Here is a 20,117-nt window from a genome sequence, read left to right as displayed (position 1 = left end):
TTATTCTGCACATATATTATCTGAAATATTTGTTAAGATATTAGCTGCTTTGAAGTTCTTTAAAAAAACGGACAGGAATAAATATTCTTGCCCGTTTTCTGATTATTTATGTATATAATTTAAGGGATTTACTTTTTTGCCGTTAAGTCTTACTTCGTAATGAAGATGAGGTCCGGTAGATAGCCCTGTATTTCCACTTTTGCCAATGACTTGTCCAATTTTGACTTGTTGGTTCTCTGTAACTTGGAAACTATCCAGATGTGCATACCAACTTTCATACCCGTCAGCGTGAGAAATGACAATTAGGTTTCCCCAGTTTCCTTCTTTTTTTGCTATCATTATGATACCGTCTGCTGTAGCAATAACCGGAGTACCTATTTTTGCTCTTATATCTATCCCGCCGTGTGTTTTATCTTTTTTAAGTAATTTATGCTTTACAGTTTTGCCAAAAACTGCTGTAATGTCGTCTTTTGAACCATCCTGAATTGGAAATATAGAAGGAGGAAGTTCTACATTAATTTCTTCCTGAATGATGCTGTTTTCTATATTTGTTGTATCAATTTCTGGTGTTACAAAAGCAGTAATAAGCACTATTATTATAGGTGTTATCAAAAGGTATTTAAATAATTTTTTTTGATGAGAATTGGTTTTTGTAATCATGTCTATTCGTTTTTTGATTAATGAATGATTGAAATAACTGAATAATTTTTCGTCTGTTTTTGCTCCAAGGCTTTTTATGAGAAGCTCTAAATAGTGCGACTTTTTAATTTTAGAATTTAATACGAATTCATCTGCCTGAAATTCATGAATGGATTTCAAGGATTTTTTAAAGAAATATATGAAAGGATTGAACCAAAAAAAGATACTATATAGTTCTGTTAGCAATAGATCGATAGTATGTTTAAATTTTACATGAACCTTTTCATGCTCAAGTATAGCAGGGTCAATATGATTAATCTTGTCTTTTGGGATAAAGATCCAACGAAAACAAGAAAATACATTAGGGATATCAGAAATTATATAATAATATCCATCTTTAAAGAAAGTTTTAGACTTTCTCTTAATAACATAAAGTTTTATAAAAGACAAGAATAATCGTAGTATACATATCGATACACCTAAGATATATACAAAAAATAATACATACATAGTATTCAATGCCTTTTGCGTATGTCGTTTAAGCTGCGGTATAATTTCTGTTGTTGGTTCATCGGTGAGAAGATCCTCATTAAAGTTGGCGGTTATAATAGTTTGGGGAATTACCGGAAATGTTACTTCAATTTTATTCAGAAACGGAAAAGCTAAGGAAAGAGGTAGTAAGAATAGCAACAAAATTCTATTGATCTTGTGAAAAGTCAGTTTTCGAAACAGTAAGTAATAGGACATATACAATATCGCTAGGCAGATACTTACTTGCAGTATATAAGTCAATAAATCAATCATTTTCTTTCTTTAGTTGTTCAATTTTTTCTTCTATAAACTGCTTCATTTCTTCTAATTCTTTTACATTAAGATCTTCATTATTTGTAAAAAACATAGCAAACTTACTGATGGAGCCACTAAAGAAATTTTTTATAACCCCTTTAAAATGACTTTTAAAATAAATTTCTTTGGAAACAAGAGGGTAATACTCTTTTATTCTACCATATGTCGTAAAACTTATAAACTTTTTGGTAACCAAAGTTCTGATTACGGTAGATATTGTGGTGTAAGCTGGTCGCGGTTCTTGAAACTGGTCTACAATGTCTTTTAAGAATGCTTTTTCGAGCTTCCATAAATATCTCATTACCTGCTCTTCTGCTTTAGTTAGGTCTTTCATGGATTAATATTAATTGCTTTTAGAGATCGGATGAAATTGTCTTATATCATATTATAGCGTGTCAGCTTAATTAATATGGCTAATTTCATGATGCTAATATAACTATATTTATAGTAATACAACTATAATATTAATAATATTACTAAAAATATAGTAATAAATTGGTTAGATGATAGTATGTTTTGTTTATAGTGCGTTTTTTTACTACAGGTTTAAATAAAAAATGAAAGGGAGAGGTATTGCTTTTGGGATTTAAATGGAAGTATCTCAAAGTGCCCAGAGCGGGAGTCGAATCTACCTGGCTAACGCCAGTTAGACAGGCCCGCACTTTCTAATTACTATAGTTTTTTCTTATCCAGCGTTTTCCAGATGTTGATTTCAGATATTTTTCTCTGGCTCTTGCTTCTTTTGTATCGGGAAAAGTCTCGAAAAAAAGTAAAATAAAAGGTTTATAAGGATTGGTGCTTTTATTTTGTCCTTTGTTATGTTGAGCGATTCTTCTTTCTAAGTTATTAGTCATACCAACATAAATCCAGTTCTTTATTTGGCTTTTAATAACATAAACGAATATCATATCTAGAAAAGAAAAGTGCCCAGAGCGGGAGTCGAACCCGCACGCCCTAATGGACACATGGCCCTCAACCATGCCTGTCTACCAATTCCAGCACCTGGGCGGTGCAATTGTTTTACAATATAGCGTAAAACTAAAAAAGTATCACAAAAGGATTGTGATACTTTCTAGTGACCGGGCTGGGGCTCGAACCCAGGACCCTCTCCTTAAAAGGGAGATGCTCTACCAACTGAGCTACCCGGTCATTGATGTGTTAATTACCAAAATTTTTTTAAGAACTTTTAAAACAAATAATCATTAAAAACTAATCATTATTCACTTTTTTCAGTGACCGGGCTGGGACTTCCTTCGACTATGTTCAGGATAAATTTCTCGCCAATATCACTTAGAACTTTAAAATAAATAATCATGTAAACCTAACCATTATTCACTTTAATTGTGACCGGGCTGGGGCTCGAACCCAGGACCCTCTCCTTAAAAGGGAGATGCTCTACCAACTGAGCTACCCGGTCATACATTCTTTTCGTGAATGCGGGTGCAAATATACTATCATTAATTTATTTTTCAAGAAGAATTTAATATAAATTTACGTTTTATTTAAAATGCCCTTTTTTTCAGGCATAAATAACCTTAATTTTACTTAATGAATATTATTTTATTAGGATATATGGGATGTGGTAAGTCATCTATTGGCAGGGATTTAGCCTCAGAATTGAATCTCGAATGTCTGGATTTAGACGATTACATTGAAGCGCAAGAAAAAAAAACCATCAATCAAATTTTTGAAGAAAAGGGCGAAATTTATTTCAGAAAAAAAGAAAATGAGTATCTAAAAGAGTTATTAGATAGTAAACGTAATACGATAATTTCGTTGGGTGGTGGGACACCTTGTTTTGCTGGTAACCTTGAATTAATTAAGGAAAGAAAGGATGCAAAAAGTATATACTTAAAAACATCTTTACAAGAATTAGTTCATAGATTATTTGTTGAAAAAAATAAACGCCCGCTGATAGCACACTTGAACTCAGAAACAGATCTAAAGGATTTTATTCGGAAGCATCTTTTTGAGCGCTCGTTTTATTACAATCAGGCTGAATATATAATTTCTACTGATGATAAAACAGTTAAGGAAATAGTAGCAGAAATACGAAGTGTTTTACTCTAATGTAGCAAGATCTTGTTTCCCAAAAGTAACATTGACATGTTCATGTAAGGATGTCGATAATGAAATACCCTTAAAATCAGCTTTAATTGGGTATTTTTTATGATTACGATTTACCAGAACTGCGGTTTTAAATCGTGTAAGAGGAACATCCAAAAAGTGTTTTACACCATATACCAAAGCCGTTCCAGAATTAAGCACATCATCTGCAAGTACAAGAGATTTGTCTCGGTAATCGGATGAGGATATGGAAGTTTTTACAGTGTTATGAGGAGAAGACTTATCCATGGTTACTTCACAAAGTGTTACAGAAATACCTGAAATTTCTTCTAATATTGTTTTCAGTCTTTGAGCAAAAATATAACCGTTTTCTGCAATACCAGCGATAACTATTTCTTTTTCATCTACATTGCTTTCATAAATCTGATATGCGATCCGCTTTATTTTATGCTGAATTTGTTCGTGAGTGAGAATGATATTGTATTTGGGCTGCATATGCTTGTGTTATTGGTCTTCAATTTGCTTCAAAGATAAAAAAGAGTTCGTTACCACTGCGTGGCGGGATAGAATTATAACACTTTTCTAAAGTTTTAATTTTGAACAAAGGTGAAAATAAGGAGACATACTCTTCTTTAGTACCACCAAATGGAGGACCTGTTTTTTCGAATGTATCACTAAAAAAAAGACCGATTAGTTTTCCGGTTGGTTTTAATAAAGATTTCATTTTAAAAGCATAATTTGTCCTCAGATCGGGCGATAGTGCACAAAAAAAAGTTTGTTCTACAATCAAGTCAAACTGTCCATCAAAATAAAAAAAATCTTTATTTATTATTTGATTTTCAGGGAAATGAGGATATTTTACTTTAAACCTTTCTAAGGTGTCCTCCACAAAATCTAATATATAAATATTCTGAAACCCGTTTTCAAATAAAGATATGGCTTCGTAAGCATTACCACATCCTGGGATTAATATTTTAATGTTTTTATTATTTAATTGATCAAAATATGAGACAATTGAAGGAGAGGCATAGCCGATATCCCAGCCTGTTTGTTGTGATTTGTATTTGTTACTCCAAAAATGTTTATCTAAATTCATTCTTCACTATCATTATCAGATGGTTCGTCAAACCAATCATCAATATCTCTTCTGTCTTTTTTTGTAGGTCTTCCTGCACCTTTTTTTCTATAATAATCTTTCGAGTACTTTAAAAGATCTAATTTCTGCAACGCTTCTTTAGGAGTAACGTCTTTACGATATATGTCGACTAACTTAGCGCCAAGTCGACTTTTGGGTGTATCCAAAACGATAAGTTCATAGTTAACCTGATTTTTACGAACGGTAATTTTATCAGTAGGGTATATTTCTCGGGATGGTTTAATAAGATCACCGTTTACTCTAACTTTACCTTCTTTACAAGCTTTGGTTGCAATGCTACGTGTCTTATAGTATCTGATACACCATAAATATTTATCAACTCGCATAAAAAATGATTAAAAAATGCGTTTTATCTATCATAATAGTGAAGCAAAAGTACAAGAAAATTGTATCTTGCGCCTTCAAAAAAGCAATCAGATGAATGTAAGAAGATATATTTTTGCCATTGGAGTGGTTTTGGCAGCATTATATGCTTGTAATAATGATGATGACGATGGTATCATCGCTGTACCACCTAGAGATGAGGCAGAGCAACAAGTTAATGAAGATCCTATTATTCAGGAGTATTTAAAAACTCACTTTTTTACACTTGTAGACAATCCTGCAAATCCTGATTACCAGACCGTGCAATTTGATACCATTGCAGGAGATAATAGTGATCAAACTTCGATATGGGATTCCGGACTTTTGGATACAAAAACAGTTACTAGTGCTGATGTAGAGTATACACTATATCTCCTTAAGCATAATATAGGTGCCGACGGCGAGCGCCAGCCAACTTTTGCAGATTCTACTTTTGTAACCTATCGCGGAGAGTTGTTTTATGATTACGAAGATGATGATGGAGATGGTATCCCTAATGATGCTGATGTAGATGCAAATGGAGATGGAGAACCGGATTTGATAGATGACTCTGTAACTAAAACGGATAGCGATGGTGATGGAGTAGCTGATGACGCAGATTTAGATAATAATCCGGATTCACCAGACTCAGATGAAGATGGTATTATAGATGAAAAAGATCCAGTGGATAACAATAATCCTAACAGAAGGGTTTTTGATAGTGCTGTTACTCCTGTATGGTTTGATTTAGTAACCATTATAGAAGGTTTCAGAGAATCTATAGTAGATTTTAAAGGAGCTTCCGGTTTTGTAGAGAATATGGACGGAACCGTGAACTACAATATGGATTTTGGAAACTTTACAGTGTTCATCCCATCAGGATTAGGATATTTTGCAGAACCCGTAAGTGGAATTCCTCAATATGCACCACTTATTTTTAATGTGCAATTGTACAATAGCGTAGAATCTGATCACGATAATGATGGTATTCCCTCGCATTTAGAAGATTTGGACGGTGATCGATTAGTTTTTGATGCAGATGACGATACGGATGCTAATGGTTTTCCTAATTATTTAGATCCTGACGATGATGGAGATAGAACACTTACAGAAGATGAGGTAACTCCCGTAGGTGATGAAAACGGAAATGGGATTATCGAGCCTGACCTTGGTGAAATCATATTCTATGATGATGATGGAGATGGAACTCCTAACCATTTAGATCCAGATGATAGTGATCCAAAAAATGATTAAAAAAAAACTCCGGGAATTCCCGGAGTTTTTTATTGATCTTCTTCTGAGAATTTTATAAGTCTAAAGCTAAACTTAGGATAAACTGATTTGGCCTGGAATCCACTCTGATTGTTTGACCAGTGTTTTCATCTATCGCCTGAGCTTGATTTTCACTGATACCTCTTTCGTATCTTAGGTCGATATTAAGTCGTCTTATTTGTAATCCAACGCCAAATTGAACACCTACGGTAAATTCATTTTTAACCTCACTTAATCTTACATCGTCCAAGTCATTATCAACTATGTATTGTAAAGAAGGACCACCAAAGACGTGTAAGGGACCTAATAGATATACTCCGGCTAAAATTGGCAGATCCAGCTTTTTTATATCATAATCCAGCTTTCTGTTGTTAAATGAATACGAACTACTATTCTGCGTGTATTGAAGCTCTGGTTTTAGATAAAAATTATCTGTAATATCTCCTCTTAGGAAAATTCCAATATGATATCCGACACGATCATCAGCATTTTCTGATAATAAATTACCTCCGGCATTTGTAACATCACTGAATTCTATTTTACCGTTATCACCGTAATTAAGACCAGCTTTAACACCAAAATTAATTCCTTTTTCCTGAGCCGTAATTCCATAAGATCCCAAAAGGATTAAAAACACTAATACATTTTTCATTTTAATTGAGTTTTAAAAGATGAATAAATAATTGACTATTTTTTGGTGGTTAGTGTTTCTCTTATAACGAAAATCAAGATGGATTATTCTAAGATATATTAAAAAAGCCTTCTGTTTAGTTCAGAAGGCTTTGCTCAGATATTAACTAAGAATATTTATTTTCTTTTTATAACTTTTTCTGAAGCTTTTACAATTGCTTCAGCATTTAGTCCATATTTTTCCATTAACTGGTCAGGAGTTCCGCTTTCTCCAAAAGTATCATTGGTAGCAATAAATTCTTGTGGAGTAGGGTGGTGTTGCCCCAACACCCTGGATACACTTTCTCCAAGACCTCCTAAGAAGTTATGTTCTTCTGCAGTAACAATACAACCTGTTTTTTTAACAGAGTCTAATATAGCTTTATTGTCAAGTGGTTTGATTGTGTGAATATTAATTACTTCTGCACTGATCCCTTTTTCTTGTAAGGTTTCTGCAGCTAGCAAAGCTTCCCATACCAAATGTCCGGTTGCAACGATAGTAACATCAGTACCATCTTGTAAATGGACAGCCTTACCAATTTCGAATTTCTGATCTTCAGGAGTAAAATTAGCAACTTTTGGTCTACCGAAACGTAAGTATACCGGTCCTTCATAATCCGCAATTGCAATAGTAGCAGCTTTGGTTTGATTATAATCACAAGGATTAATAACCACCATACCCGGTAACATTTTCATTAACCCGATGTCTTCTAAAATTTGATGCGTAGCACCATCTTCTCCTAAGGTGAGACCTGCGTGAGATGCACAAATTTTTACATTTTTACCACTGTATGCGATAGATTGACGGATCTGGTCATATACCCGACCTGTAGAAAAATTTGCAAAAGTTCCAGTAAACGGAATCTTTCCACCAATCGTTAATCCTGCAGCTATACCCATCATATTGGCCTCGGCGATTCCTATCTGAAAAAAGCGGTCCGGATTATTTGCTATAAAAGCATCCATTTTTAATGAACCAATAAGATCTGCACAAAGTGCTACCACATTCTCGTTTGTTTTTCCAAGTATTTCAAGACCTGCTCCAAAACCAGAACGTGTATCTTTTTTTCCTGTATCTATATATTTTTTCATGTATATTTTTTTTAAGTTATTTCCGAAAAACGGAAATCTCTTTTAAGTGCCTTAATAGTCTCCTAAGGTTTCAGGATTTTGTGACAGACCTATTTCTAATTGCTCATCATTAGGAGCTTTACCGTGCCAGGCGTGTGTATACATCATGAAATCTACACCGTGACCCATTACTGTATGCATTAGTATACAAACTGGTTTTCCTTTTCCTGTTCTTGTTTTAGCTTCTTTTAGCCCTTCAATTACAGCAGTGATATTATTTCCTTCTTTAATTTCCATAACATCCCAACCAAAAGCTTCAAATTTAGCCCTCAGGCTTCCTAGCGGTAAAACGTCATCAGTAGAACCATCTATTTGTTGCCCGTTAAGATCTATTGTAGCAACAAGATTGTCAACCTTTTTACCAGCGGCATACATCGCAGCTTCCCATATCTGACCTTCTTGTAATTCACCATCTCCGTGAAGACTATAGACAAGATGATTGTCATTATTTAGTTTTTTTGCTTGTGCAGCTCCGATAGCCACAGACATTCCTTGTCCTAGAGAACCAGAAGCTATTCTAATCCCAGGAAGCCCTTCGTGTGTCGTAGGATGTCCCTGTAGTCTGCTATTGATCAATCTAAATGTATTCAGTTCTTCTACAGGAAAATATCCACTTCTCGCTAGTACACTGTAGTAGACCGGAGATATATGTCCGTTAGATAAGAAAAAGAGATCTTCTCCTATACCATCCATATCGAAACCATCTTTTCTTTCTAGAATTTCTTGATAAAGAGCGACAAAAAATTCTGTACATCCCAGAGAACCACCTGGATGTCCTGAGTTTACTTTGTGAACTTGTCGTAGAATATCTCTACGTACCTGAGTCACAAAATCTTCTAATTGTTGTGTTTTTGGCATTGCTATGCAAATTGGCTTAATGATTAAGGCGCAAAAATACAGGTTTTGATTACCGTGGCAAAATGTCTGAACAGCTTTTAATTAAGATACGATTGTTAATAACGAAAAGTTTTCGAAAACTTCACTTTATCAAAGTAGTTTTAGTTAGTTATCTTTGCGCTCTACGAAATAAAAACTATGCAATTCGACCTATTATCTACGGACCCCCAAAGTAAAGCTAGAGCCGGAAAAATAACAACGGATCACGGAGTTATTGAGACTCCTATTTTTATGCCTGTTGGTACTGTAGCAACCGTTAAGGGTGTCCATCAAAGAGAATTAAAAAACGATATCAACCCAGATATCATTTTAGGAAATACGTATCATCTATATTTAAGACCACAAACACCAATTCTGGAGAAAGCCGGAGGATTGCATAAATTTATGAATTGGGACAGAAATATACTTACGGATAGTGGTGGTTATCAAGTATATTCATTATCTGCAAATCGTAAAATTAAAGAAGAAGGGGTCAAATTTAAATCTCATATTGATGGTTCTTATCACGTGTTTACTCCAGAAAATGTAATGGAAATACAAAGAACCATTGGAGCAGATATCATTATGGCTTTTGATGAATGTACGCCGTATCCTTGTGATTATCGATATGCTAAAAGAAGTATGCATATGACACACAGATGGTTAGATAGATGTATGCAACATCTTGAAAAAATTCCGGTTAAATATGGATATGATCAGACTTTTTTTCCAATCGTTCAAGGAAGTACCTATAAGGACTTGAGAAAACAGTCAGCAGAGTATATTGCAAATGCAGGGGCAGAGGGTAATGCAATTGGTGGATTATCTGTGGGAGAACCAGCTGAAGAAATGTATGCAATGACAGAGGTGGTAACCGAAATATTACCTGAGGATAAACCGAGATATTTGATGGGTGTGGGAACACCAATTAATATTTTAGAAAACATTGCACTAGGGATTGATATGTTTGACTGTGTGATGCCAACTCGAAATGGAAGAAATGGAATGCTATTTACAGCACACGGAACTATAAATATAAAGAATAAAAAGTGGGAAGATGATTTTTCTCCAATAGATGAGATGGGGATTACCTATGTAGATACCGAATACTCCAAAGCATATTTAAAGCATCTGTTTTCAGTAAATGAAATGCTCGGAAGACAAATAGCTACAATCCATAATTTGGGGTTCTATCTATGGTTGGTTCGTGAAGCAAGAAAACATATCTTAGCCGGGGATTTCTATACCTGGAAAAATATGATGGTTAAACAAATGGATAAAAGATTATAATTTGAAAATATTAGACTGGTACATACTTAAAAGATATTTAGGGACATTTTTTACAATGATCCTTCTATTTATACCTATCGGGATTATTGTAGACCTTTCAGAAAAAATTGATAATATTCTGGAACATAAGGTACCTTTCGAAGCTGTGGTCTCTTATTATTTGGATTTCACGGTATATTTTGCAAATTTACTATTTCCGTTATTTGTATTTCTTTCTGTAATTTGGTTTACCTCTAAACTTGCGAATAAAACAGAGATTATAGCATTTTTAAGTTCTGGTGTTTCTTTTTGGAGGTTTCTAAGACCCTATATGATCGGAGCTGTTTTAATTTGTGTAGGAGCTTTGGCAATGGGGCTGTTTTTGGCTCCAAAGGCGAGTCAGGGTTTCAATGAGTTTAAATACTCTTACTTGAAAAAGGGTAAGAAAGTTCAGGAAACCAGAAATGTGTACCGGCAATTAAATGATAGTATCTTCTTATACGCCAATGACTTTAAACCTCTTCAAAAAAAGGCGACAGATTTTACGTTGGAATATTTTGATGGAAATAAGCTGGTGACCAAAATTTCTGCAAGAACTATTACATTTATAGAAAAAGATAGTATTTATGAACTACGTGATTTTGTAAAGCGTACGGTTTTAGAAGATGAAGATATTATAGAAAAAGCCAGAAAAAAGGATACTGTATTACCGTTTAATATAGATGAATTCACCCCAGTTACGTATGTAGCAGAGACACTTAATTATATGCAGTTAAGTAAGTTTATAGAAAAAGAAAGTAAGAGAGGGTCTTCCGATATTAATCGCTACAAAGTGGTGGCGTATAAAAGATGGAGTATTCCTGTTTCCGCATTTATTCTCACAGTAATCGGGGTCGCTGTTTCTTCTATGAAAAGAAGAGGAGGAATGGGAGTTAATCTCGCAGTAGGTATCTCCTTAGCCTTTATTTTCATTTTTTTTGATAAAGTGTTAGGTACTATGGCTAATCAGTCTGATTTCCCGCCTTTAGTGGCAGTATGGTTTCCAAATGTTTCTTTTGGGATATTAGCTATTTATCTCTTGTATAATGCCAAACGCTAAACTTCAAAATTACTTACACTTTCACTTTATAGTATTTGTCTGGGGATTTACAGCAATACTAGGAGAATTAATTTCTATTGAAGCGCTTCCTTTAGTATGGTATCGTATGTTGATGGCTTCAGGTTTTATCTTTATCTACGTACGGATAAGAAAAATACCGCTCAAAATATCCAAAAAACTGTTGGTGACTTTGTGTGTTGCTGGGGCGATAATAGCATTACACTGGATTACATTTTTTGCTGCTATAAAAGTATCTAACGTTTCGATAACTTTGGCAGTTCTATCTACAGGAGCTTTTTTTACCTCTATTTTAGAACCTATTTTCTATAAAAGAAAATTAATCTGGTATGAGGTAGTTTTTGGTTTAATGGTAATCGGTGGCTTATATATCATTTTTAGTGTAGAAGGAGATTATTTTTTGGGTATTGTCTACGCAATATGTTCAGCATTTTTATCTTCTGTTTTTTCTTTGATTAACGGTAAAGTTGCTCAGCAGTATTCGCCATCAATGATTTCTTTTTACGAATTAGTAAGCGGTGTTGGCTTGGTTACCGCGTATTTGTTCATACTTTCCTTTTTTGGAAGTGATGATGAAGGATTTTCACTTTCTTTCTTTCAATTATCCGTATCAGATTGGGTATATCTGATCATTCTAGCTTCTGTTTGTACGGCTTATGCATTTATAGGTTCTGTTCAGGTTATGAAATACTTGAGTCCTTACACAGTAATGTTGACCATCAATCTAGAGCCTATTTATGGTATAGTTTTAGCGTATTTGATTTTTGGAGATTCCGAAAAAATGAACCTGGGTTTTTATTACGGAGCCTTGATTATATTAGGAACTGTTGTTTTAAATGGGATATTTAAAAACATTAAAAAAATAAAAAGACAAAGTTCTTAATACTAGTTTACCAAGTAATGTTTTATATTTGTCTGCTAACCCTTAGTTAAAAATAAAATATATTCTTGATATGGAATATTTAGAATTTGAACTCCCCATAAAAGAACTCAAAGAACAATTCGATAAAGCCTGTGCCATTGGTGAAGAAAGTGACGTTGATGTCACCGACACTTGCAAGCAGATCGAGAAAAAGTTGAATGAGACTAAAAAGGAAATATATAAAAATCTCACTGCCTGGCAGCGGGTACAACTATCCAGACATCCATCCAGACCGTACACATTAGATTATATCAACGCTATTTGTGGTGAGTCTTTCTTAGAGTTACACGGAGATCGTAATGTAAAAGATGACAAAGCAATGATTGGAGGTCTCGGTAAAATCGGAGACCAGAGCTTCATGTTTATCGGACAGCAAAAAGGATATAATACCAAAACAAGACAATATCGTAATTTTGGTATGGCAAATCCTGAAGGCTATAGAAAAGCACTTCGATTGATGAAAAGTGCTGAAAAATTTAACATTCCTGTTGTTTCTTTTATCGATACTCCAGGAGCTTATCCAGGACTTGAGGCAGAAGAAAGAGGACAAGGAGAAGCAATTGCCAGAAACATTTTAGAAATGACACGTCTTAAAGTACCAATTATCGTTATTATAATTGGAGAAGGTGCCAGTGGAGGCGCTTTAGGAATCGGAGTGGGTGATAAAGTGTTAATGCTTGAGAATGCCTGGTACTCTGTGATTTCTCCGGAAAACTGCTCATCTATACTTTGGAGGAGTTGGGAGCAAAAAGAAATTGCTGCAGAAGCACTAAAGCTTACCGCAAAAGATAGTGTAAAACTTAAAGTGGTTGACGAAATCGTAAGAGAACCTTTAGGAGGAGCACATAGTGATCGCGAAAAAACATTTGAAGCGGTACGTGACAAAATTTTATCATCTTTTGATGAGATTAAAAACTTATCACCAGAAGAATTGGTAGAAAAGCGTATGGATAAATATGCAAACATGGGAGTCTTTAAAGGCTAACCCCTACTAAATCACTTGACATATAAATCTGAAGTCATCGACTTCAGATTTTTTTATGCTTATTAACAATATAATTAAGTTATCAACAGTTCATTTGTTGAAGACCGGTGGACATTCACTACCTTTGTATAAGGTCCATCTCTTTACAATTTTTTTACTTTCGTGGTTATGGAAAAAGTACAGCAAGCACAGCAAACTAATTATGGTCGGGGGAACGTAATTTCGCTGGAAAAAGGAAAGATACCTCCGCAAGCAACTGATTTAGAAGAAGTTGTGTTAGGAGCAATGATGATTGATAAAAAAGGAGTTGATGAAATTATTGATATCCTTAATCCCGATGTATTTTACCGAGAATCTCATAAATATATTTTTGAAGCGATCTACAAACTCTTCGAAAATTCAGAACCGATCGACTTATTAACGGTTTCTAGCCAACTTAAGAAAGATGCAAAACTAGAATTGGCAGGTGGGGAATTTTATCTAATTCAATTGACCCAAAAGGTAGCATCTTCGGCACATATCGAGTTTCACGCTCGCATAATTTTGCAGAAATATATTCAGCGTAGCTTGATAAAAATATCGAATGAAATCATCGAAGAGTCTTATGATGAAACCACCGATGTTTTTGATCTTTTAGATATGGCAGAATCTAGATTGTATGAAGTAACGCAAGGAAATATTAAGCGATCTACAGAAACTGCCCAGAGTCTTGTTATACAAGCTAAGAAAAAGATTCAGGAAATATCCAATAAAGAAGGAATGAGTGGAGTGCCTTCTGGTTTTGATAAATTAGATAAGCTTACCTCGGGTTGGCAGCCTAGTGATTTGATCATCGTGGCAGCACGTCCTGGTATGGGTAAGACGGCTTTGACATTATCTATGGCCAGAAATATGGCAGTTGGAGCTAATATTCCTGTGGCATTCTTTTCATTAGAGATGTCATCCGTACAGCTAATTACACGTTTAATTTCTTCTGAAACAGGGCTTTCTTCAGAAAAACTGCGTACCGGTAAATTAGAGAAACACGAGTGGGAACAACTAAATGTAAAAGTGAAGGATCTTGAAAAAGCACCTCTTTTTATTGATGATACACCTTCTCTTTCGATTTTTGATTTAAGGGCAAAAGCAAGACGTCTTTCTTCTCAACATGGTATCAAAATGATCGTTATCGATTACTTACAGTTGATGACAGCAGGCGGAAGTGGTAAGAATGGAAATCGTGAACAAGAAATTTCGACCATTTCTCGTAACCTAAAAGCATTAGCCAAAGAATTAAATATACCGGTTATCGCATTATCACAGCTATCACGTGCAGTAGAAACCCGTGGAGGAAGTAAAAGACCATTATTGAGTGACCTTAGGGAATCCGGAGCAATTGAGCAGGATGCCGATATTGTTGCCTTTATTTTTAGACCCGAATATTACAAAATTGATGAATGGGATGATGAAGAAAGATCTCCTACACAGGGACAAGGAGAATTCATTGTGGCAAAGCATCGTAACGGTGGTTTAGAAAATATTAGGTTAAAATTCATTGGTCACTTAGGTAAATTTGATAACTTAGATGACTTTAGTACTCCTTTTGAGTTTCATTCTAAAATGAACGATGGCAAAGAAGAAGATGATCCGTTTAGCACGAGCCATCTTCCTAGTGCAGATGAAGCTTTTGGGAGTAGCATAAATGATTCTAATGATGATGATGATGTTCCTTTCTAAAATAAAGCATAAGTTTTTAGTTTATATCTTATTGTTTTTCTTTTCTTTTCAATCGTATGCTTCATATGTGTTGATTCCGATGGATGCCGATAGTCAGCAAAACCACTTAAAAGCCTATGGGATTACGTATTGGACTTTAAGCAAAGATCTTAAAGTTAAATGGTTGCTCAATTACAGAGGAGGCTCTTTCCTTTTGCCTGATACAGAGAATATCAAAAAAGAATGTACGATCCGGGGAGTTTCTTATGAGGTGTTAAGCGATGCAAAAACTGAAGAGATTTTAGCAGAAATAAGCAGCCCGTCAAAGAATATGGAAGCGGTAGTTCTAGAGAAAGCACCTAAGATTGCGGTGTATTCTCCCAAAGGAAACCAACCTTGGGATGATGCGGTAACGATGGTGTTGACTTTTGCAGAGATTCCTTATGAAACGGTGTATGACAAAGAAGTATTAGAAGATAATCTGATATTATACGATTGGCTGCATTTGCATCACGAAGATTTTACCGGGCAATATGGTAAATTTTATAACACGTATCGGGCCACACCTTGGTATATCAAAGAAAAGGCAGAAGCCGAGAGACTTGCCAATGAACTAGGATATCAAAAAGTATCTGAAGAAAAGTTAGCAGTGGCTTTAAAAATAAGAGATTATGTTGTTGGCGGGGGATTCATGTTTGCGATGTGCAGTGCGACCGATAGTTTTGAGATTGCGCTGGCAGCAGAAGGAGTCGATATCTGTGAACCTATGTTCGATGGCGATCCTAGTGAGCCTGGTTACCAATCCAAAATTGACTACAGTAAGACCTTTGCGTTTAAGGATTTTACCTTAGAACGCAGTCCTAATGTATATGAGTTTTCATCTATTGATATGACTCGCAAGCGACGTATTCCTAAAACGACGGATTATTTCACCTTAATGGATTTTTCTGCAAAGTGGGATCCGATACCTACAATGCTTTGCCAGAATCATACCGCTTTGGTTAAAGGATTTATGGGACAAACTACGGCATATGATCCTGATGAAATTAAATCCAATGTACTGGTGCTGGGAGAAAACAGAACCAATAATGAGGCGAGATATATTCACGGAATCAAAGGCAAAGGATTCTTTACATTTTATGGTGGTCATGATCCCGAGGATTATCAACATCGGGTAGGTGATCCCAAAACAGAATTAGAGTTGCATCCAAACTCTCCAGGATATCGTTTAATTTTGAACAACGTACTATTTCCGGCTGCTAAAAAGAAAAAACAGAAAACCTAAGAAGCTTTCCACCTAATTGAAACCTAAAACCACGGTTTATAGGGTAAAACAATCATATTACTTTCCATAATTTTATCCAATGGTAAAGAAAATTATTATGATAATAGCCGCAATACTCCTGATCATTGGATCTTTGTTTATTTATGGAGTCTACCGTTTTTTTAATCCTTTTGGAAAAGCCGTGAATAAAGAATTATCAGATTCTTATTACTACACAAGAGATGGTGAAGGAATTATCTATAGCCCAATGGGGAATTGGTTTTCATTAGGAAAAGACGAAATGCAAGTAGATTTAGCCACTTTTCAGGTGTTAGGAAGAGAGTATGCAAAAGATAAGCAATATGCTTATTTCAAATCCAGAGTAATAAATTCTGCGATAGATGTTCCTTCTTTTCAAGTAAAAGCTGGTTTCGTACCTATGGATAAAAATCATGTATACATATTGACAGACGATCTTTATTATTTGCACGACTCTGATGAAGAAGGTTTTAAAATTTTAGAAGGAGCAGATGCTGAAACTTATGAGCCATTAGGACATGATTTTGCAAAAGATAAAAATTTCATTTATCGCAATAATCAAATATGTACCGAGGTAGATCACGGATCTTTTGAAATCATCAATGATCAATTTTGCAAAGACAAGAATGGGGTCTATCATTATTATTATGGGAAACCTTTATTAAAAGTAGAGAATGCAAACCCTTCTAAAATTATCTCTTTGACAGACTCTCATATTCGCGATGATCGCAACGTGTATTTTTATATGAGTCACAGAGGTTTTGAAGATATAGAAGAGATTATAACCCTTCCCTTTAATGATAGTGATGAAATTGTGTTTTTTGATGATCATTCTTTGCTAAAGATAGATAATCAGATCTTTTATGAAGGTTTGGCTATTGAAGGTGCAGATGCGTCTACTTTTGAAGATATTCAATATGGATATGCAAAAGATGTGAACCACGTATTTTTTCATGGAAAAATTATTAAAGAAGCTGATGTGAATTCTTTTAAATATAATGACTACAACTATACTTTTTCAGATAAAAATCATGTGTATGAAGCAGGAGAAATAGTAAAGAAAAAAAAATAATGTGTTTTGAGTTGTAAGGTTAGGTATCGTATCCGACTATTGTTTACTTAAACCATAACCTAAATTCAATAATGAGAAAAATATCAATATTTACACTCGCGATGGGCATTTTGTTTTCCTGTAAACAAGCTCCAAAAGAAGAAAAAGAAATAGCCAACGAACAACCGGTAGAAGAAACTACACCAGATCGCTCTCAGGATTTTCCGGTAGATATAGCTAAAGTTTTTAAAGCTCACGGAGGCATAGAGACTTTTGATCAACAACATACATTGATTTTTGAACTTTCTAATCCTGAAGGGAATGAAAAGCACACGACAGATCTAAAAACCAGACACGCTCGCATTGAAACCGATAAATTTGTATTGGGTTTTGATGGCAAAGATGCGTGGATAGAACAAGATTCTACCTATTTTAAAGGAAACCCTCGTTTTTATCATAATTTGATGTTCTATTTCTACGCAATGCCATTTGTATTAGGTGATGAAGGTATTTCTTACCAAAAAGTTGATGATCTGAAAGTTGGTGATGTGTCATATCCCGGTTATAAAATATCCTATGGAGAAGCAATTGGTGATTCCCCAAAAGATAATTATTTCTTGTATTATGATGCTGATTCCTATAAGATGAAATACTTGGGATATACGGTAACGTTTTTTAGTAAAGAAAGTAGCGAAAAGATAAGTTTGATTGAATATACGGACTGGAATGATGTGAATGGATTACTACTTCCCAAAACACTAAAATGGAGAGCTTATGAAGAAGGTGTTGTTGGTGAAGTTAAAAGCGAAAGAAGTTTTGTGAATGTAGCTGTAAGTTCTGAAAAAATGGATGCATCTATATTTAGTAAACCAAAATAAGAAAAACAGATCTTATATGTAAAATATAAGATTTTAAAAGCATAAAGAGCTCTCCTAGTTAAATACGGGTAGAGCTCTTTGTTTTATTAGTAAAACGAAAACTTTTTTTGATAAAAATTTAAATATAATTTTCAAGATCTGATAATTTTATAAAACAAATCTGTCTATTGATTGCGAAATAATCATTGTGAACGGACTTTTTAACAAGAGTATTACAAAGTCACGTTAAGCACATTTTTAGAATTAGTTAATTTTATATCCTTTATCAAATTCTATTTACGAAAACGATATAGTAACACACGCAAAAACTAATTTTATGTATACAGAACTTACTACGAGCAACAGGATACTTATGGGACCGGGACCATCAGATGCACATCCTAGAGTGCTTAAAGCAATGTCCACACCCTTGATAGGTCATTTAGATCCCGAATTCGTAACGATTATGGATGAGGTTAAAACGATGGTGCAGCAGACTTTCCTGACAAAAAATCACATGACATTTGTGGTTTCTGCTCCCGGAAGTGCCGGTATGGAGACTTGTTTGGTAAATTTATTAGAACCGGGAGACGAAGTAATTATCTGTATCAACGGAGTTTTTGGTGGTAGAATGGCGGATATCGCAGAAAGATGTGGTGCCAAAGTTCATAAAATTGAAAAAGAGTGGGGAACAGTCGTTACTCCGGATGACATAAAAAAAGCATTAGATGTTTGTAAGAAACCAAAACTCGTTGCATTAGTTCACGCAGAAACTTCTACAGGTGCATTACAACCACTTAAAGAAATAAGTGATTTGGTACATAATGCAGGAGGTTTATTGATGGTAGATGCAGTGACATCATATTGCGGAATGGAATTAAGAGTAGATGACTGGAATATCGATGCGATCTATACTGGTACGCAAAAAAATCTAAGTGCTCCTCCGGGATTATCTCCGGTAAGTTTTTCAGACAGAGCTTTAGAGGTTTTAGAAAATAGAAAAACAAAAGTACAAAGCTGGTTTCTGGATTTAAGTCTGGTAAAAAATTATTGGGGTGGTGCCAAACGAGCATATCATCATACTGCACCGGTATCTTCTGTATATGCGCTAAGAGAATCTCTGCGAATTGTATTGGAAGAAGGTTTAGAAAATAGATGGAAACGACATCAAGAGGTTCATCAGGTTTTAAAAACTAAATTGGAGAATTTAGGATTTAGATATTTAGTCGAAGAGCAACATCGATTGCCTAATCTGAATGCAGTTTTCTTACCAGAAGGAAATGATGAAGCATTACTACGTAAAAAATTATTGAATGAATATAATATTGAAGTAGGAGGAGGACTGGGAGCGTTCGCCGGTAAAATATGGAGGATTGGTATTATGGGAGAAAGCTGTACGCTCAATCATGTAAATATGCTAATAAGCGCACTTCAGGATATGAAAGAGTTTAAAAGTTAAGATACTCGAAATAGGGGGAGAGATTTTCACTGAAAACGGGGTGTGATTTTATATGAAATTTTACAAATTTTGTATCACACGTTTTATTAATCTCTTAAAACCAATACAATGAGTTCTATAAGCAATGATCAAATGGTCGTAGAAATCTTAAACTTTTTTTATCCTAACAACACCATTTCAGAATATGATGTCACTGATGATTTAGGTGATCTGGCAGCAGAAATGTATGCAGAAGCGTTAGAAGCTTCTAATGCGATGCATTTAGTGCCAAGACCTACCTATACGCCTTCATTTTCCTGGTTGGTAAAAGAAGGTGTCAAAGCATTATGGAGATCAAGAGGAGAAGATGAAATCTACGAATCCGTTAGGGTTACCGTAGCGCTTAAATATAAAAGCAAACATCAAATGGAGAAACTGGGAATCTAAAAAAAAGAGGCACTTGAATAAAGTGCCTCTTTTTT

General features: G+C 34.8%; 21 protein-coding genes and 3 tRNA genes. 12 read left to right on the top strand and 12 right to left on the bottom strand.

All coding sequences use genetic code 11. From position 1 onward, the window contains the following. Positions 1-102: 102 nt before the first annotated feature. The 6 genes from ACE94K_RS20130 to ACE94K_RS20105 all read right to left on the bottom strand — a co-directional run bounded on the left by ACE94K_RS20130 (position 103) and on the right by ACE94K_RS20105 (position 2,902). Positions 103-1,443, bottom strand: a complete 1,341-nt coding sequence (locus ACE94K_RS20130; RefSeq protein ID WP_378176752.1) for a M23/M56 family metallopeptidase — start codon at positions 1,441-1,443, stop codon at positions 103-105. Then, a complete protein-coding gene (locus ACE94K_RS20125) occupies positions 1,436-1,819 on the bottom strand; it encodes a BlaI/MecI/CopY family transcriptional regulator (RefSeq protein WP_378176750.1) in 384 nt (127 codons plus the stop codon). The genes ACE94K_RS20130 and ACE94K_RS20125 overlap by 8 nt, the downstream gene beginning before the upstream one ends. Positions 1,820-2,150: 331 nt before the next feature. Further along, positions 2,151-2,393, bottom strand: a complete 243-nt coding sequence (locus tag ACE94K_RS20120) for a GIY-YIG nuclease family protein (protein WP_378176748.1) — start codon at positions 2,391-2,393, stop codon at positions 2,151-2,153. Between the two features lie 16 nt (positions 2,394-2,409). Then, a tRNA-Leu gene (locus ACE94K_RS20115) sits at positions 2,410-2,493 on the bottom strand. Between the two features lie 68 nt (positions 2,494-2,561). Beyond that, positions 2,562-2,634 (bottom strand) — tRNA-Lys (locus tag ACE94K_RS20110). A gap of 195 nt (positions 2,635-2,829) precedes the next feature. Further along, positions 2,830-2,902 (bottom strand) — tRNA-Lys (locus ACE94K_RS20105). A gap of 131 nt (positions 2,903-3,033) precedes the next feature. Here ACE94K_RS20105 and ACE94K_RS20100 point away from each other — a divergent pair. Further along, positions 3,034-3,555, top strand: a complete 522-nt coding sequence (locus tag ACE94K_RS20100; protein WP_378176747.1) for a shikimate kinase — start codon at positions 3,034-3,036, stop codon at positions 3,553-3,555. Here the strand turns inward: ACE94K_RS20100 and ACE94K_RS20095 are convergent. From ACE94K_RS20095 to ACE94K_RS20085, 3 genes are read right to left on the bottom strand one after another with little or no spacing between them, the layout of a single operon-like run. Then, entirely contained in the window at positions 3,547-4,047 is a 501-nt protein-coding gene (locus tag ACE94K_RS20095; protein ID WP_378176745.1) for a phosphoribosyltransferase family protein, read from the bottom strand. The two genes, ACE94K_RS20100 and ACE94K_RS20095, sit on opposite strands and share 9 nt — an antisense overlap. 19 nt (positions 4,048-4,066) lie before the next feature. Next, positions 4,067-4,648, bottom strand: a complete 582-nt coding sequence (locus ACE94K_RS20090) for a methyltransferase domain-containing protein (protein ID WP_378176743.1) — start codon at positions 4,646-4,648, stop codon at positions 4,067-4,069. Beyond that, positions 4,645-5,034 carry an RNA-binding S4 domain-containing protein gene (locus ACE94K_RS20085; RefSeq protein WP_378176741.1) on the bottom strand — a complete coding sequence of 130 codons (390 nt, stop codon included), beginning with the start codon at positions 5,032-5,034 and terminating at the stop codon, positions 4,645-4,647. The genes ACE94K_RS20090 and ACE94K_RS20085 overlap by 4 nt, the downstream gene beginning before the upstream one ends. Positions 5,035-5,125: 91 nt before the next feature. On the opposite strand from ACE94K_RS20085, the gene ACE94K_RS20080 reads away from it, so the two are divergent. After that, positions 5,126-6,304, top strand: coding sequence for an FKBP-type peptidyl-prolyl cis-trans isomerase (locus tag ACE94K_RS20080; RefSeq protein ID WP_378176739.1), 1,179 nt, complete (start codon positions 5,126-5,128; stop codon positions 6,302-6,304). 52 nt (positions 6,305-6,356) lie between these two features. On the opposite strand, the gene ACE94K_RS20075 is transcribed toward ACE94K_RS20080, so the two are convergent. The 3 genes from ACE94K_RS20075 to ACE94K_RS20065 form a co-directional block, all read right to left on the bottom strand. Further along, positions 6,357-6,974, bottom strand: coding sequence for a porin family protein (locus ACE94K_RS20075; RefSeq protein ID WP_378176736.1), 618 nt, complete (start codon positions 6,972-6,974; stop codon positions 6,357-6,359). 155 nt (positions 6,975-7,129) lie between these two features. Beyond that, the gene (locus ACE94K_RS20070) at positions 7,130-8,083 is read right to left on the bottom strand and encodes a transketolase family protein (RefSeq protein ID WP_378176733.1); all 954 of its coding nucleotides are present in this window, start codon (positions 8,081-8,083) and stop codon (positions 7,130-7,132) included. Positions 8,084-8,134: 51 nt separating this feature from the next. Then, positions 8,135-8,980, bottom strand: a complete 846-nt coding sequence (locus ACE94K_RS20065) for a transketolase (RefSeq protein ID WP_378176731.1) — start codon at positions 8,978-8,980, stop codon at positions 8,135-8,137. A 177-nt stretch (positions 8,981-9,157) separates the two neighbouring features. On the opposite strand from ACE94K_RS20065, the gene tgt reads away from it, so the two are divergent. From tgt to ACE94K_RS20015, 10 genes are all read left to right on the top strand, one after another. Then, complete coding sequence (tgt, locus tag ACE94K_RS20060) at positions 9,158-10,288, top strand: tRNA guanosine(34) transglycosylase Tgt (RefSeq protein WP_378176729.1); 1,131 nt, start codon at positions 9,158-9,160, stop codon at positions 10,286-10,288. Between the two features lies 1 nt (position 10,289). Further along, a complete protein-coding gene (locus ACE94K_RS20055) occupies positions 10,290-11,366 on the top strand; it encodes an LptF/LptG family permease (RefSeq protein WP_378176726.1) in 1,077 nt (358 codons plus the stop codon). After that, the gene (locus ACE94K_RS20050; protein WP_378176723.1) at positions 11,353-12,267 is read left to right on the top strand and encodes a DMT family transporter; all 915 of its coding nucleotides are present in this window, start codon (positions 11,353-11,355) and stop codon (positions 12,265-12,267) included. Before ACE94K_RS20055 ends, ACE94K_RS20050 begins: the two co-directional genes overlap by 14 nt. 70 nt (positions 12,268-12,337) lie before the next feature. Then, on the top strand, positions 12,338-13,291 hold the full coding sequence (locus tag ACE94K_RS20045; RefSeq protein ID WP_378176720.1) for an acetyl-CoA carboxylase carboxyltransferase subunit alpha: 954 nt from the start codon (positions 12,338-12,340) through the stop codon (positions 13,289-13,291). Positions 13,292-13,459: 168 nt separating this feature from the next. Then, entirely contained in the window at positions 13,460-15,007 is a 1,548-nt protein-coding gene (dnaB, locus tag ACE94K_RS20040; RefSeq protein ID WP_378176717.1) for a replicative DNA helicase, read from the top strand. Between the two features lie 79 nt (positions 15,008-15,086). Continuing rightward, on the top strand, positions 15,087-16,271 hold the full coding sequence (locus ACE94K_RS20035) for an asparagine synthetase B (protein WP_378184328.1): 1,185 nt from the start codon (positions 15,087-15,089) through the stop codon (positions 16,269-16,271). 97 nt (positions 16,272-16,368) lie between these two features. Further along, positions 16,369-17,361: a DKNYY domain-containing protein gene (locus ACE94K_RS20030; protein ID WP_378176714.1), complete on the top strand. Its 993-nt coding sequence runs from the start codon at positions 16,369-16,371 to the stop codon at positions 17,359-17,361. A 71-nt stretch (positions 17,362-17,432) separates the two neighbouring features. Further along, entirely contained in the window at positions 17,433-18,218 is a 786-nt protein-coding gene (locus tag ACE94K_RS20025; RefSeq protein WP_378176711.1) for a hypothetical protein, read from the top strand. A 316-nt stretch (positions 18,219-18,534) separates the two neighbouring features. After that, positions 18,535-19,656, top strand: coding sequence for a pyridoxal-phosphate-dependent aminotransferase family protein (locus ACE94K_RS20020; RefSeq protein ID WP_378176708.1), 1,122 nt, complete (start codon positions 18,535-18,537; stop codon positions 19,654-19,656). Positions 19,657-19,764: 108 nt separating this feature from the next. Beyond that, positions 19,765-20,082, top strand: a complete 318-nt coding sequence (locus ACE94K_RS20015; RefSeq protein WP_378176705.1) for a hypothetical protein — start codon at positions 19,765-19,767, stop codon at positions 20,080-20,082. The last annotated feature ends 35 nt before the right edge of the window (positions 20,083-20,117 follow it).

Source organism: Aquimarina besae (genome assembly GCF_042434905.1).
GTDB lineage: Bacteria > Bacteroidota > Bacteroidia > Flavobacteriales > Flavobacteriaceae > Aquimarina.
The sequence above is the reverse complement of the archived record's forward strand: the minus strand, read 5'-3'. Positions and strand labels throughout refer to the sequence as shown.